The 13,778-nt window shown below is 73.6% G+C and carries 11 protein-coding genes; 4 read left to right on the top strand and 7 right to left on the bottom strand.

What is annotated here, in order from left to right:
- Positions 1-2: 2 nt before the first annotated feature.
- Positions 3-500, bottom strand: a complete 498-nt coding sequence (locus OOK31_RS01175; RefSeq protein ID WP_323188168.1) for a hypothetical protein — start codon at positions 498-500, stop codon at positions 3-5.
- Between the two features lie 172 nt (positions 501-672).
- On the opposite strand from OOK31_RS01175, the gene OOK31_RS01170 reads away from it, so the two are divergent.
- Positions 673-1,644: a zinc-binding dehydrogenase gene (locus OOK31_RS01170; protein WP_267010410.1), complete on the top strand. Its 972-nt coding sequence runs from the start codon at positions 673-675 to the stop codon at positions 1,642-1,644.
- A 36-nt stretch (positions 1,645-1,680) separates the two neighbouring features.
- Here the strand turns inward: OOK31_RS01170 and OOK31_RS01165 are convergent, their stop codons facing one another.
- Positions 1,681-2,415, bottom strand: coding sequence for a hypothetical protein (locus OOK31_RS01165; RefSeq protein WP_267010409.1), 735 nt, complete (start codon positions 2,413-2,415; stop codon positions 1,681-1,683).
- Between the two features lie 125 nt (positions 2,416-2,540).
- Here OOK31_RS01165 and OOK31_RS01160 point away from each other — a divergent pair, with 125 nt between their 5' ends.
- Positions 2,541-3,641, top strand: a complete 1,101-nt coding sequence (locus tag OOK31_RS01160; protein WP_267010408.1) for a M20 family metallopeptidase — start codon at positions 2,541-2,543, stop codon at positions 3,639-3,641.
- Between the two features lie 29 nt (positions 3,642-3,670).
- Here the strand turns inward: OOK31_RS01160 and OOK31_RS01155 are convergent, their stop codons facing one another.
- Complete coding sequence (locus OOK31_RS01155; protein ID WP_267010407.1) at positions 3,671-4,348, bottom strand: TetR/AcrR family transcriptional regulator; 678 nt, start codon at positions 4,346-4,348, stop codon at positions 3,671-3,673.
- Positions 4,349-4,515: 167 nt separating this feature from the next.
- Here OOK31_RS01155 and OOK31_RS01150 point away from each other — a divergent pair, with 167 nt between their 5' ends.
- Positions 4,516-5,547, top strand: a complete 1,032-nt coding sequence (locus OOK31_RS01150; protein WP_267010406.1) for a medium chain dehydrogenase/reductase family protein — start codon at positions 4,516-4,518, stop codon at positions 5,545-5,547.
- 204 nt (positions 5,548-5,751) lie between these two features.
- Here the strand turns inward: OOK31_RS01150 and OOK31_RS01145 are convergent, their stop codons facing one another.
- On the bottom strand, positions 5,752-6,150 hold the full coding sequence (locus OOK31_RS01145) for a nuclear transport factor 2 family protein (protein ID WP_267010405.1): 399 nt from the start codon (positions 6,148-6,150) through the stop codon (positions 5,752-5,754).
- A 168-nt stretch (positions 6,151-6,318) separates the two neighbouring features.
- Here OOK31_RS01145 and OOK31_RS01140 point away from each other — a divergent pair, with 168 nt between their 5' ends.
- Complete coding sequence (locus tag OOK31_RS01140; RefSeq protein ID WP_267010404.1) at positions 6,319-10,575, top strand: trypsin-like peptidase domain-containing protein; 4,257 nt, start codon at positions 6,319-6,321, stop codon at positions 10,573-10,575.
- Here the strand turns inward: OOK31_RS01140 and OOK31_RS01135 are convergent.
- The 3 genes from OOK31_RS01135 to OOK31_RS01125 all read right to left on the bottom strand — a co-directional run bounded on the left by OOK31_RS01135 (position 10,572) and on the right by OOK31_RS01125 (position 13,676).
- Positions 10,572-12,350 carry an SMI1/KNR4 family protein gene (locus OOK31_RS01135; RefSeq protein ID WP_267010403.1) on the bottom strand — a complete coding sequence of 593 codons (1,779 nt, stop codon included), beginning with the start codon at positions 12,348-12,350 and terminating at the stop codon, positions 10,572-10,574. The genes OOK31_RS01140 and OOK31_RS01135 overlap by 4 nt on opposite strands.
- A gap of 70 nt (positions 12,351-12,420) precedes the next feature.
- Entirely contained in the window at positions 12,421-13,254 is an 834-nt protein-coding gene (locus tag OOK31_RS01130) for a class I SAM-dependent methyltransferase (RefSeq protein ID WP_267010402.1), read from the bottom strand.
- A gap of 98 nt (positions 13,255-13,352) precedes the next feature.
- Positions 13,353-13,676, bottom strand: coding sequence for a putative quinol monooxygenase (locus OOK31_RS01125; protein ID WP_267010401.1), 324 nt, complete (start codon positions 13,674-13,676; stop codon positions 13,353-13,355).
- Positions 13,677-13,778 lie beyond the last annotated feature (102 nt).

Genomic DNA, 13,778 nt, shown 5'->3' with positions numbered 1-13,778 from the left:
CGTCAGTAGACGAGCTTGTACGTCACGTCCTTCGGGACGGGGGACGGCGCGGTGTCGGTGTACAGGAGCCGGATCGTCGTGAAGCGCTCGGTACCCGGGTGCCCGGGCCAGGGCTGCGGGTCGGCCAGGGTGACCGTCACCGGGTAGGCGCGGAAGCGGCCCGCCGCACAGTAGGGGCGGCAGTCGTTCACCATGTCGGTGCCGGTGGCCGTGGCGGTCCGCGGCCCCCAGGAGTCCCAGCGCAGCCGCACCAGCTGGTTGTTGCCGTCACCGCAGGCCAGCAGGTACTCCTCCGGGCGCACCTGCGCCTTGGAGAAGCAGTCGACGACCACCACCGGATCCGCCCCGGCCCGCGTCTGCGTGTGCGTCTGCGCGGACGCCGGTATGACGCCCGCGGTCAGGGCCGCCGCTGCGCACAGCAGCACGGCCGTCCGCACGCCGGAGCGGCGGGCGGGAGCGGGGGCCGGCCCCGCGTTTCCTGAGGCGTCGTCCACGTCCACGCGACCTCCTCGTGCTCCGTCAGGTCCACGACCAGCTTCCCCCATCCGCACCGGCCCCGCACCCGCACGGAACGCCCCGCGAAGATCGCTTGACCTCAACCGCGCTTGACGTCCGAGACTCGCAGCACGGCGGCCGGAACGTCCGGCAGCGCCAGGGGGAGAGGTGAGCGCCATGCGTGCGACACAGGCGATCGGATTCGGCGGCCCGGAGGTACTGGTCCCGGTGGAGGTGCCCGAGCCGGTGGCGGGTCCGGGGGAGGTGCTGGTGGCCGTCGCGGCCGTGGACACGATCTTCGTGGACACCCAGGTCCGCTCCGGCTGGGGCCGCGAGTTCTTTCCCGTCACCCCGCCGTACGTGCCCGGCGGCGGCATCGCCGGCACCGTCCGCGCGACGGGCGAGGGCGTGGACCCCGCCTGGACCGGCCGCCGCGTCGTCGCCTCGATCGGCATCAGCGGCGGCTACGCGGAACTGGCCGTGGCCCGGGCCGAAGCACTGACCGCCGTACCGGACGAGGTGAGCTTCACGGACGCCGCGGCCCTGGTCCACGACGGTGTGACCTCGGCCAAGCTGATGGCGACGACGGCCGTACGGCCCGGTGAGCGGGTGCTGATCGTGGGTGCGTCGGGCGGCATGGGCACCGTACTGGTCCAGCTCGCGAAGGCGGCCGGGGCCCACGTGGTGGGCGTGGCACGCGGAGACCGCAAGACCGCCCTGGTACGGGAGCTGGGCGCGGACGCCGTCGTCGACGCCGCCCGCCCCGACTGGGCGGAGCGGGCGCGCGAGGCCCTCGGCGGCGACGGCGCGGACGTCGTCCTGGACGGGGTGGGCGGCGACATCGGCCTGGCGGCCTTCGCCCTGGTCGCCGACGGCGGCCGGTTCTCGGCCCACGGAGCCCCTACGGGCGGCTTCGCCGCCGTGGACGCGGCGGACGCGGCCGCCCGGGGTGTCCGACTGCTCGGCATCGGGGACGTCCAGCTGACGGCCCCGCAGCACGCCGAACTCGCGGCCCGGGCCCTGCGGGCCGCGGCGGAGGGCACCCTGCGCACGGTCATCGGGGGCACCTTCCCCCTGGAGCGGGCGGCCTCGGCGCACGAGGCGATCGAGTCCCGCGCGCTCCTGGGCAAGACGGTGATCACCATCTGAGACGAGGGAGGGGGAGAGGGGGGCGCCGGGGGGCGTTCAGGACACGGCGTACCACTGGCTGGCCCAGCCGGTGTTGATGGTGCTGGTGGACTGCTCGGAGAGGTTCACGTTCGGCGGCAGCGAGCTCTGGCCGGTCAGCACGGTGCTGTAGCGGAGCTTCGGCGGCGTCAGCCCGGCATTGACCGAGATGCCGGCCCCGGTGGCCTTCAGGGTCAGCGCGTTGGTGGCCCAGGTGCCGTTGAGGAGGAGCGCGATGAAGTAGGTCCCGGGCGGGGCGGCGAACGGCTTCGCGAGCGGCAGCGGCTTGGCGACGGCCTCGGTCATCAGCTGGGGCGATATGTCGGCGGTGGCCGCGACCAGGGCGCCGCCCGCGTCGTACACGCCGAGGTAGCAGTTGGTGAGCTGGGCGTTCGGGTCGATGCCGGCCAGGCCCAGCCAGATGTTGGACCAGGTGATCTGCTCGCGCAAGGTGATGCGTACCAGCGTGACCCGTCCGCCGACCCCGGCGGCCGACTGGGCGGTCACGTGTCCGGCGTCGTTGGGGTCACCGGTCCAGGCCAGCAGGTTCTGGTCCTGCGGCCGGGGCCCCTCGTACCCGCCGGGGCCGCCCTGCGCGGGCGGGGGTGCGGAGCCGGCTGCCGTCGTGCCGGCCCCCGGCTTCGCCGTCCCGTCCCGGCCCCCGCTGCTGTCCGCCGAGGTGCAGCCGGCCAGGACGAACAGGGCGACGAGCGCGGCGAGGAGGCCGGTCGTGGCGGTGGTGCGGGTGCGCATGGTCCCCCCATGAGGTGCTGATGTGCTGACGGGTCATCGTCACACGGCGCGCTACCGCATCGGGGAGGACCGTCGTGGCAGGCGCGGGCAAGGGTGTGCGCGGCGTGCCAGCTACCCTGTGCGATGTGACGATGCACAAGACCGTTGATGTGAGTGTTGACGCGATGCTCGACGACCTGAGGACGCTCGTCGAGGTCGAGTCGCCCTCGCGCGACGTCGACGCCCTGGCGGCCTCCGCCAAGGTCGTCGCCTCCGTCATCGAGAGCCGCCTCGGCGGGGAGGCCGTCCTCGTCGAGAGCGAGGCCGGTCCGCACGTCCACTGGACGGGCGGCGGCGAGCCCCGCGTCCTGATCCTCGGTCACCACGACACGGTGTTCCCGCTCGGCACCCTCGAGCGCCGCCCGTTCAGGACCGAGGACGGACACGCCACCGGCCCCGGGGTCTTCGACATGCTCGGCGGCCTGGTGCAGGCGTTCCACGGTCTGGCGACGCTGGAGGACCTCTCCGGGGTCGAGATCCTGGTGACGGCCGACGAGGAGGTCGGCTCCCGCTCCTCGCGCGCCCTCATCGAGGAACGCGCCCTGGCCTGCGGCGCCGCGCTCGTCCTGGAGGGAGCCGCGGACGGCGGCGGCCTGAAGACCGGGCGCAAGGGCTGCGGCACGTTCCAGGTCTCCATCGCGGGCCGCGCCTCCCACGCCGGACTCGAACCCGCCGCCGGGGTCAACGCCCTCGTCGAGGCGGCGCACCAGGTACTCGACATCGCGGCGCTGGCGCGCCCCGCCGTCGGTACGACCGTCACCCCGACCGTCGCGTCCGCGGGAACCCTGGACAACGTCGTCCCGGCGGAGGCGACCGTCGTCGTCGACGTCCGCGTCGAGTCCTCCGCGGAGAGGGAACGCGTCGAAGCCGCCTTCGCCGCACTGGCTCCTCACCTCGACGAGGCGCGGATCACCGTCGAGGGAGCCATCAGCCGGCCCCCGATGCCCGAGTCCGCCTCGGCCGAACTCTTCGCGGTCGCGCGGCAGCTGCTCCCGGACCTCGAAGGCAAGGCCGTCGGCGGCGGGAGCGACGGCAACTTCACGGCCGCACTGGGCGTCCCGACCCTCGACGGCCTCGGCGCGGTCGGGGGCGGCGCGCACGCCGACCACGAGTACCTCGTCATCGACGCCATGGCCGAGCGGGCGCACCTCGTCGCCGGACTGGTGAACGCCATCCGCAACGCGTAGCGGTACGGCGGCGCCGGTTCGGCATCGGCTCAGCGGGCGGTCAGCCCGTCCAGCTCCGCCGCGAAGAGCAGGGCCGGATCCAGGCCCATGCCGTTGAAGTGGCCCGCCAGCTCCAGCGAGAGCACGCCGTGCAGGCGGCTCCAGAAGGCCAGCGCCAGGCGCAGCGCCGCCGGCGGGGCGTCCGGGTGGCTGCCGGCCCACTCCCGGTGACCGGCCAGGTGCGCGTCGACGGCACGGGCGGCCACCTGGGGCCCCACGGCTGCCGTGCAGGCGTCGAGCAGGACCGCCATCATCTCCGAGGCGGTCTCCGTGACGTCCTGCGGCGCCTGGTAGCCCGGCACGGGGGTGCCGTAGACCAGGAAGTAGCGGTGCGGGTCCTCCAGGGCCCAGCGTCGCAACGCCCCGGCCAGCGCGGCGAGTCGGGCAGAGCCTGAACCCTCGCCGTCGCCGTGGCCGTCGCCGCCGACGGCCACGAAGGCGTCGGCGAGGCTGCGGTAGGCGTCCCGGACGAGCTCGGTGATCAGCTCGTCGCGGTTGGCGAAGTACCGGTACAGGGCGGGTCCGCTCATGCCCATCTGCTTGGCGATCGCGTTGAGGGACAGCGCGGAGGTGCCCGCCCCTGCGATCTGCTGCCAGGCCTTCTCCTTGACCTCCGCGCGTACCTGCTGCCGGTACCGCTCGCGGGGGCTCGTCGTACTCCCGGACATGCCTGCCACCTCTCCACGGCTCATTTTGGTTAGAACGTATCACTATCGGCATGGGTGCTCGCGAACGATCGAGTCATTCCCTTGACACCCGCACTGTCGCTCCTCATTCTGGTTATAGGTTCTAACGAATACGAGAGCCTGAAGCCAACCAATAGTGGGAGTCAGTCATGAACACCGTCGAGCGCGTCGAGGTCGTCCTGCCGGGCAAGGTCGAGCCCGAAGGGCTGGAGCTGCGCCACGGGCCCGTGCCCGTACCGGCGGCCGGGCAGGCGCTGATCGCCATGGAGGCGACCGGCGTGTCCTTCGCCGAGCAGCAGATGCGCCGGGGCCGGTACTACGACCAGCCGCCCTTCCCCTTCGTCCCCGGGTACGACCTCGTCGGCACCGTGCGGGCCGTCGGCGACGGCGTCGCGCCCGACCTGCTCGGCAAGCGGGTGGCCGCGCTGACCAAGACCGGCGGCTGGGCCAGCCACGTCCTGCTCGACGCCGCCGATCTGGTGGACGTACCCGAAGGACTCGGCGCGGCGGCCGCCGAGACCGCGGTCGTCAACGGCATCACCGCCTGGCAGATGCTCCACCGCAAGGCCCGCGTCCGGACGGGGCAGACCGTACTGGTCCACGGCGCCAACGGCGGGGTCGGCTCGATCCTGGTCCAGCTCGCCCTTGCCGCGGGCGCCCGGGTCATCGGCACGGCCTCGCCCCGCCACCACGACGCGCTGCGCGCACTCGGGGTGACCCCCGTCGACTACCGCTCGGGTGATGTCCCGGCGCGGGTACGGGACTTTGCGCCCGGCGGCGTGGACGCGGTGTTCGACCACGTCGGCGGGGGCGGCGTCGTCGACTCCTGGCGGCTCCTGGCCCCCGGCGGCACCCTCGTCTCCTACGGCAGCGCCGCCACCCGCGACGACGAGGGCTCCGGAACCTGGCCCGTCCTGCGGCTCCTGGGCCGGGTGTGGCTGTGGAACGCGCTGCCCAACGGCCGCCACGCGTACTTCTTCAACGTCTGGGCCGGCCGCGCCTACGCCAGGAACCGCTTCCGGGCCCGCCTGCGCTCCGACCTCACCCAGGTGTTCACGGCCCTCCGGCGCGGCGACATCACCGCCCAGGTCGCGGCCGAGATCCCCCTCTCCAGGGTCGCGGAAGCGATGCGGCTGGCCGAATCGGGCACCGTCGCCGGCAAGGTCGTCCTCGTGCCCTGACCCGCCACCGCGTGGGATATAGTTGATCTCACGCTCCCGGCCGCGACTCGCGGTGGTGGGACCGGCGTTGGTGGTCCAAGGAAAGACACCCCACTTCCCGTGGGGGAATGCAGGTGCAAGGCCTGCCCAGCGCTCGACGAAGGCCCCGCCCTCCTCACGGAGGGCGGGGCTTTTCCGTCCACGCGCCCGTGCCGGGCCGCGCCGTCACTCGGTCACGGTGTCCCCGTGACGGTGCGCCACACGCCATGCGCCGCCCTCGCGGCGATACACCTGGGTCACGCGCAGGGTGTACGTACGCGGCCGGCCGTCGACGGACGTCGAGACGTGCTCGCGGCCCGCCGTGTAGGCCAGGTCACCCACCACGTCGTACGCCAGCAGCTCGAAGGCGTACGAGGTGCAGTCGGAGAAACTCTCCCCGAGGGCGGCGAAGAGCTCGTCCAGCTCCCGCTGCCCGCGTGCGTCGCGCCAGGCCCCCAGGACGCTGACCGGCTCCTCGCGCGACCACAACGCCCGCCGGGGCGCCGGGTCGCCGTCGTGGAGCGCGCGTTCGGCCTCGTACAGCGCGCTCCGCACCCACGTCAGGAAGCCCTCGTCCGTACCCATGCGCACCGCGCCCCTTCCCGGGAGCCGGGCGGTCCCCGCCCCATGGTGCGACCCGGGGCCCGCGGCCGACCGGCACGACACGGCGGAACCCGTTGTGCGAGCGGCCCGCGCGCACCATCCTGGCCCCCGAGGCGCAACAGGGACACGGGGAAAACACCGGGGGAGCGCATGGCCGCTGTGCGGAGGAGCGAGGGGTTCGAGGCGTCGCAGGTACGCGTCCGCACGGCCGGGGGCGAGGTGGTCGGCGCCGGCTTCCTCATCGCCGCCGACGTGGTGTGCACCTGCGCCCACGTCGTCACCGGCGCGCTCGGGACACCGGACAGCACACCGGACGCCCCCGCCGAGGCCGTGGAACTGGACTTCCCCCTGCTGGCCGGCCGTCCGGCGGTACGGGCGGCCGTGGTGTCGTGGCGCCCCGGGAACCAGGACGTCGCCCTGCTGCGGCTGGCGGCCCCCGTCGAGGGCGCCCGCCCCGTACCGCTGGCCGACGGGACCGGCGTGTGGGACCACGCCTTCCGGGCGTTCGGCTACCCGGCCGGCGCCGAACACGGCGTGTGGGCCTCCGGGGTGCTGAAGGCCGGACAGGGCGCCGGCTGGGTGCAGATGGAGGTCCGGGGGACGGGACCGAGGATCTCGCGCGGGTTCAGCGGGTCCCCGGTCTGGGACGACGCCCAGGACGGCGTCGTCGGCATGACCGTCGCCGCGCACCGGGGCGAGAGCACCGCCTACCTGCTGCCCTCCGCCGAACTCGTCGACGAACGCACCCTGCTGCCCCGCTGCCCCTTCCAGGGCCTCGCACCCTTCGCGGAGGACGACGCCGAGTTCTTCCACGGCCGCGACGGCGACACCGCCCGCGTGTACAAGGCCGTCCGCAGACGCCCGGTGACCCTCGTGGCGGGCCCGTCGGGCTGCGGGAAGTCCTCCCTCGTCGGCGCCGGAGTGCTGCCCCGGCTCCGGGCCGAGGGGATGGGCGTGACCGAGCTGCGGCCCGTACCCGGCGTACGGGCCGCAGCCGTCCTCGCGGGGGCGCTCGTCGGGGTCCTGGAACCGGAGCTCGGGGAGATCGAGGCGCTGGCCAGGGCCGAGGACCTGGCGCGACTGCTGGACGGCGCGCAGGACGTCCCGGCGGCGTTACGCCGGCGGATCCTCGCCCGCTCGCAGAAGGCCGGCCACCTGCTCTTCGTCGACCAGCTGGAGGAGTACGCGGGCGCCGAACCGGACTCCGCACGCCGGCTGTTGGGGCTCCTCGCCGCGCTGGCGGGCCGGGAGGGTGCGGCGGTGCTGCGGGTCGTGGCGACCGCCCGCCCCGACTCCCTCGACGTCCTGGTCACCGCCGACACGTCCGACCTGGTCAGCGACGCCGTGGAGTTCCTGGCGCCGCTCGCCGCCGAGGGCCTGGAACAGGCGGTGACCGCGCCCGTCGACGCCGAACCGGGCCTGTGGTTCGAACCGGGGCTGCCGGAGCGCATCGTCGCGGACGCGGGCGCCGAACCCGGTCGGATGACGCTGGTCCAGTTCGCCCTGACCGAACTGTGGGAGCGCCGCAGCCGCTCGATGCTGACCCACGCCGCGTACGACGCGCTGGGCGGGGTGGCGGGAGCCCTCGTCGGATACGCGGACGACACCCTCGACGGGCTGACGCCGACCCGCCGGGAACTCGCCCGGCGGCTGTTCGTCCAGCTGGCCCGCCCCGACGGCGACTCCTTCGTTCGCCGACCCACCCGCGTCGCCGACCTGGCACCCGAACTCGTCGCACTGGCCCGGGAACTGGCGCCCGGCAAGCTCGTCGTCCTCTCCCGGGCCCCGGGCGGCGCCGAGGAGATCGTCGACCTCGCCCACGAGGCCCTGACCAGGCTCTGGCCGCGCCTGAAGGAATGGCTGGCCGACTCCAGGGACTTCCGCGCCTGGCAGGAGCAGCTACGGGCCGACCTGCGGCGGTGGCAGGCACAACAGCACGAGAAAGCCCGCCTGTTGAGCGGCACCGACCTCGCCGAAGCCGAACGCCGACTGGCGGCGCACCCCGACGACATCGCCGCCGAGGAACGCGGCTACGTCCACCTCAGCCGCCGCCACTCCCGACGCGGCGCCCGCGCCCGACAGGCCGCCGTGGCGGCGTTGTCCGTCCTGACGGTGCTGGCCGTGGTCCTGGCCGTGTCCAACGCGCGGAGCCTGCGCGAGACGGAGAAACAGCTACGCATCCAGGCGGCGGCCATCCTGGCCCAGGAGGCGGAGGACACCCCGGCCGACGACCCGGCCACTGCACTCCAACTGGCCTTGGCGGCATGGAGCATTCAGCAGAGCCCGAAGACCCGGGACGCGCTGATGCACCAGTACGTGCGGGATCAGTACCTGGTGGGCGCCCATCCGGCGGTGTGGAAGGGCCAGATAGACGGCATGGATGCGACACCGGACGGCCGTACCCTCGTCGTCGGGTTGAAGCCGGAGGGCGGTGTCACATGGACGTTCACTGTCGTCACGGGTGCCCTCGAAGGAAAGATCCGGACGACGGACCTCGGCGGAGTGCCCGCAGGCGAACTCGTCAGCGCCATCAGTCCGGACGGCAGCCTCTACGCCGTCGCCGCCGGGGATGCGGTCCGGCTGTGGCGGATGAACGACCCGGAGCATCCCGTCGTCCTGAACCGCGGGGAGCACGAGACCGCCGAACGGTTCGGAGCGACCCTGGACTTCAGCAGCGACGGGAAGCGGCTCCTGCTCACGATGCACGACAGCGGCTCGGCGTGCCGCGAAGCCCCCGCCAGGTGCGTTCCGGCATTCGCCGCAGCATGGGAAGTCCCCTCCGGTGACCGACTGCCTGTCGCGGACGATCTCGTGGCCGGATACAGGGTGGACGAGGCGGCATTCACCACCGACCCGAGCGCGGTGGCCGTGACCCGCCTGGACGGGAGCGTGCGACAGGTGGAGGTCAAGGACCTCACCACAGGTCGTCAGCTCTACCGTCCGGGTTCGGCGGCCGGTGAGGCTTCCTCTGTCACGAAGCTTCTCGGAGCCGGGGGAGAAGTGGTGACCACGGGGGCCGACGGCCGGGCGTACGCCCAGGCACTGGGCCGCACGCCCGGGCCGCGCCTCGCACTCCCCGACATCGGGACGTTCAGCGATGGCACTGGGAACTACAGGATCGAAGATCTCAAGGAAGTCAAGGAGGGCGGGTACGTCGAGTCGATCTTGGCTGATGTGCGCACGGGGCAGGCCTACCGCACACGCCTGCCCACATCGGGCGAGATCACCGACGAGGGCCCACCGATGGTCGCTGCGGTGCCGCGTGCGGACGGTGGTCTCACCGTTCTCGTAGCCGTCGGGGGGACGCTGATGGCCGTGCGGGCCGAGCAGTCGGGCCCCGCACGCTTCAAGGCGGGGTACGGCTCGAATGGGTGCTTCGCACTGTCGCCCGACGGGCGCTTCGTCGCCCGCGTCTACGAGAAGACCCTCGAGGTCCTGGATGCCTCGCGCACGGTCCTGAGGTCCGTGGAGGTCCCAGCCAGTACCGAGGCCAGGGGCTGGAGGCTGACGTGGACCGCGGACTCGCAGCAGGTGGTGCTCTGGGGACGTCAGGACGGCCTCTACCGCTCCTACCCGGCGTCCGACCTGGGCCGGAGCGTCCCGATCCCGCAGGAGGTACGGCAGGGTGCGATGGTCGACAGCGTCGTCGGAGTGCAGGGGGGTGAGATCGCCCTGTTGACCGAGGGCGGCATGCTGGTGCGCCTCGACGCCACCCGCGGGACCGTTCTCGCTCAGCCGTTTCTCGCCCACCCCGGACCCAACTCGAACGGCCCCCTCGGTGACCTCTTCAAGAACGGCCAGCTCACGGCCCGTCCCGGGCATCCTGGGCAGGTTGCGGTCGTGACCAGGGCAGGAGCTGGTCGCGGGGAGATCCTGCTGTGGGACGTCCGTACCCCGGAGCGCGTCGCGATGCTGACAGGCCCCGCCGTCAGTGTGTCGCAGGTCGCGGATTCCCCCGGCACGGGGATCGTCTTCACCGCCGACGGCTCGCGGCTCGCCGTGAAGAGCCTCGACGGACAGGCGCGCCTGTGGGACGTCGACCACCAGGAACGGTTGCCTGAACAGGTGCCTTTGCCGACCTTGAGCGAGCTGATCGGCTTCACGCCGGACGGCAGTCTCGTCACGTACCGGAAGGGACGGGCTGTGGTCCACGACCTGGCCAGGGGATCCTCCCTCTCGCTGGCGGTGGCGGACCAGAACGACGATGAGGTCACCAACGCGACGGCGCAGCTCACACGGGACCACCAACTGCTGATCGACAGCAAGAGGGGCCGCCGGACCTTCGACCTCCGCCCCGAGGTCCAGTTCCGCACGCTCTGCGCCGCCGTCGGGCGGGACTGGACCGACGACGAGCGCAAGCGCCTCCCGAAGGGAACCCCGTCCGGGCCGCCCTGCTCCCGGGGCTAGCCGGCCAGGTCCGCCGCCAGGTCGTCGCGCCAGCGGATCGACAGGCGCCGGCTCAGGACCGTCTCCGCCGCGGCCGGCAGCGGCAGCAGCAGGAAGGCGCGCAGCGCGCCCGCCGCCGCATCGCGCAGCGCCCACGCGGCGTGGTCGGCCGGGGTGACGGGCGCCGGGTCCGGCTGGTGCCTGGCGGCGTCGAGGAGTCCCCGGGCCGCGCGGGATTCCGCCGCGAGGGTCCTCATCCGCAGGTCGAGGGGCCCGTCGGCCGGGAGGTCCACCGGCTCGTCCCGGTGGATCCGCTCCAGCGCCCCCGCGATCTCCGGGTAGGTGTCGATGCCGGTCTCGGACGCCAGCCGCGCGAGCTGCGCCGCCGTCGCGGAGCGCAGCCGCTGCGGCGGGGTCCCCTCGACGAGCCCGCCGAGGTCGAGGCCGCGTACCTCGGTGACCGGGTGCCGGGACGGCGGCACGTCGTCGAGGACCGGCAGGAGGAGCGCGCTCGGCACGGGGCCGTCGCCTTCGTCCTCCGGGTTCCAGGTGATGCCGTACGCCGTCTCCAGGCCGGCCAGCAGCCGGGGGTACGCGGCCGTCGAGCCGGGCCAGGGATCGACGCCGACGCGCTGGAACTCCTGTCCGTCGGGCCCGGTCACGTAGTCCTCGCGGGGCGAGTCGACCCGGCGGGCCGCCTCGGGACGCTCCGTGCCGTCCTCGACGACGGTGACCCGTACCTCCGGCCCCTGCTTCGCGAGCCTCACGACGCGGGTCCCGCGGGACAGCCGGCGCAGCACCTCCGGGCGGCCGAACTGGGCGTCGCCGCCCTCCTGGGTGGCGTACGACCAGCCGCCGCCGCACGACCCGGCCCGCACCATCGGACGGTACGCCGCCCAGGGCGCGGCGGCGGACAGCCGCGCCTGCTCCCGGCTGCGCGGCCCGGCCGTCGCGGGTATCGCGCCGAGCCGGTCCAGCAGTTCCTCGGGCGGGATCCCGGCCACGAACACGACGTCCGGCTGCACGGGCGGCGGCGCCTGCTCGGCCAGGGCTCCGAAGCCGAAGACGGCGTACGCCCCGTCGGGCCGCGGGGCGGGCGGGGCCGGCTCGGCCGGGGACTCCGGCCGCGGTTCGGCGGCCCCGGCGGCGAGGCCGAGGGGGGAGAGCGGATCCGGGACGGTCGTCCGGTCGTCGTCCCAGATCAGCCGGCCCTCGAAGGCGAGCGGCGTCCGCCCGTTGAAGGGCGTGCCGCTCTCCAGAGCCGTGGCGAAGTCGGCGAGGACGTGCCGCAGGCCCGGCCACGGCGTGAAGGAGGGGCGGTCCTCGTCGAAGTACCGGCCGACCCGCCCGTGGTGCGGGCCGCGGCGGCTGACCAGGAACAGTCCGTCGGAGGACTGCCAGCCGATGCCCAGGGTGATCAGCAGCCGTTCGTGCGGCCAGTACGCGTACTGGTCGGCTTCCTCCTCGTCGAGTTCGTCCTCCGCGTCCTCGTCCTCGTCCTCCGCGAGGTCCGCTCCGATGCCGCGCAGGAACTCGGTGCTCCGGACGATGTCCTCGACGCCCGACAGCGGCCCGTAGTAGCCGAGGGTGACGGTCCCGTCCTGGAGCCGGACGCCGTCGTGGCGCAGCAGCGACTCCCTCAGGTCGGGCGGGAACGTCACCCCGAGACGGAGCTCGGCCGCCGCGACCTCCTCGGGAAGGGCCGCGGGCCTGAGCAGGCCGTGGCTGACGGGAGCGTGCTGTGCGAGCCAGGTCTCGATCCGGGCCCAGGAGTGTTCGACGGGGAGCGTGGTCATACCGGTACCGTAGCCGCGGCCACTGACAGTCCCGCCAGCCGGCTCTGACGGTGCGCCATCCGTCCTGCGGCTACGGCCGGGTGGCCGTGACCACGTAGTAGTCGAGGATGCGCGCCTCCCAGGCCGCCAGGAAGTTCCGGGGCCAGGTCCCCGGCTCCCAGAGGCGGGCGAGCCACCGGTCCCAGCCCGGCCACACCTGCGGGCCGATCGAGTCGGCCCGGACGTCGACGAGGCCGGCGTCCGCGAGGGCATCGGTGAGCCCGGACACGGGCCGGGCGATGTCCAGGCCGCTCGCGAACGAGTCGAGCAGTCCGGCCAGCCGGTCGGCGTGCGCCGGCGCGGCGTCGACGGTGAAGAAGCTGGCGACCGCCACGCGCCCGCCGGGCCGCAGCACCCGCGCCGTCTCCCGCGCGAACGCCGACAGGTCCGGGAAGTGCTGGGCCGCCTCGACGCTGTACAGGCAGTCGAACTCCCCGTCGCCGAACGGCAGGTCCTCGGCGGCGCCCAGTACGAAGCGCAGCCGGTCGGGGCGGGCCGCCAGGAGGCGGGCGTTGGTGTCGCGGGCCCGCTGGAGCTGCTGGGGGTGGATGTCCACCCCGGTGATCCCCGCGGGCACGTACTCCTCCAGGGCGAGCGCGCACCCGAGGCCGAGTCCGCAGCCGACCTCCACGGCCCGCCCGCCGGAGGGGGCGGCGGCGTCGAGGACGTGACGGTAGAGGTCCTGCTCGCTGCGGACCCGGTCGTCCTGCGACAGGGGGCCTTCGAGGTCGACGGACTTCCAGTAGCCGAAGTTGATGAACCCTCCGGCGAACACCGGAACCGCGCTGAGATCGGCCGGACCGTACGTCTCCCACACCGCGGGCCGTACGACCGGATCGGACTGCTGCCCGGGCTCGCTTGCCAACACCCCACCGCCTTCCTGACGTTCGGGGGCCGTCCCCGTACGTCATCAGTGTGGCGGGTGGGGACCCGTCAGGACAGACCGCCCGGTCGGACCGCCGGTCAGTCGACCTGCAGTTCGCCCATCCGGCTCCAGCCGGTCGCGCCCTCGATGGTGGTGCTGACGATCTCGGGCGTACGGGTGACCAGCGGGCGCATGGTCTCCAGGGCCTTGCGGAAGTGCTCGGAGGTGACGTGGGCCTCGGCCGCGTCGTCCTGGAAGGCCTCGCACAGCACGTAGGTGTCCGGCTCCTCCAGACTGCGGGACCACTCGAACCACAGGTTGCCGGGCTCGGCGCGGGTGGCGTGGGTGAACTCGGCGACCTTCTCGGGCCACTGGTCGACGTATTCGGGCTTGACGGGGAATTTCACCACAATGAAGATCATTCGACGATTGTAGGCACGGCCCGGCGGGTGCTCCGGCGCGGCGCCCGTGCGCGTGCGGGTGCCCGGGGAGTGTTCTAGCGTCGGAAGAGGGGTGTGCGGCGG

The organism is Streptomyces sp. NBC_00249, assembly GCF_026342355.1.
In the GTDB taxonomy this organism is placed as follows: Bacteria; Actinomycetota; Actinomycetes; order Streptomycetales; family Streptomycetaceae; genus Streptomyces.
Note: the sequence above shows the minus strand (reverse complement) of the source record. Positions and strands in the feature narration are given on the sequence as shown.

Excerpts from the sequence above, each read along its gene's own strand:
- OOK31_RS01135 (WP_267010403.1), bottom strand. The coding sequence starts at position 12,350 with ATGACCACGCTCCCCGTCGAACACTCCTGGGCCCGGATCGAGACCTGG.
- OOK31_RS01170 (WP_267010410.1), top strand. The coding sequence starts at position 673 with ATGCGTGCGACACAGGCGATCGGATTCGGCGGCCCGGAGGTACTGGTC.
- OOK31_RS01125 (WP_267010401.1), bottom strand. The coding sequence starts at position 13,676 with ATGATCTTCATTGTGGTGAAATTCCCCGTCAAGCCCGAATACGTCGAC.
- OOK31_RS01150 (WP_267010406.1), top strand. The coding sequence starts at position 4,516 with ATGAACACCGTCGAGCGCGTCGAGGTCGTCCTGCCGGGCAAGGTCGAG.
- OOK31_RS01140 (WP_267010404.1), top strand. The coding sequence starts at position 6,319 with ATGGCCGCTGTGCGGAGGAGCGAGGGGTTCGAGGCGTCGCAGGTACGC.
- OOK31_RS01165 (WP_267010409.1), bottom strand. The coding sequence starts at position 2,415 with ATGCGCACCCGCACCACCGCCACGACCGGCCTCCTCGCCGCGCTCGTC.
- OOK31_RS01145 (WP_267010405.1), bottom strand. The coding sequence starts at position 6,150 with ATGGGTACGGACGAGGGCTTCCTGACGTGGGTGCGGAGCGCGCTGTAC.
- OOK31_RS01155 (WP_267010407.1), bottom strand. The coding sequence starts at position 4,348 with ATGTCCGGGAGTACGACGAGCCCCCGCGAGCGGTACCGGCAGCAGGTA.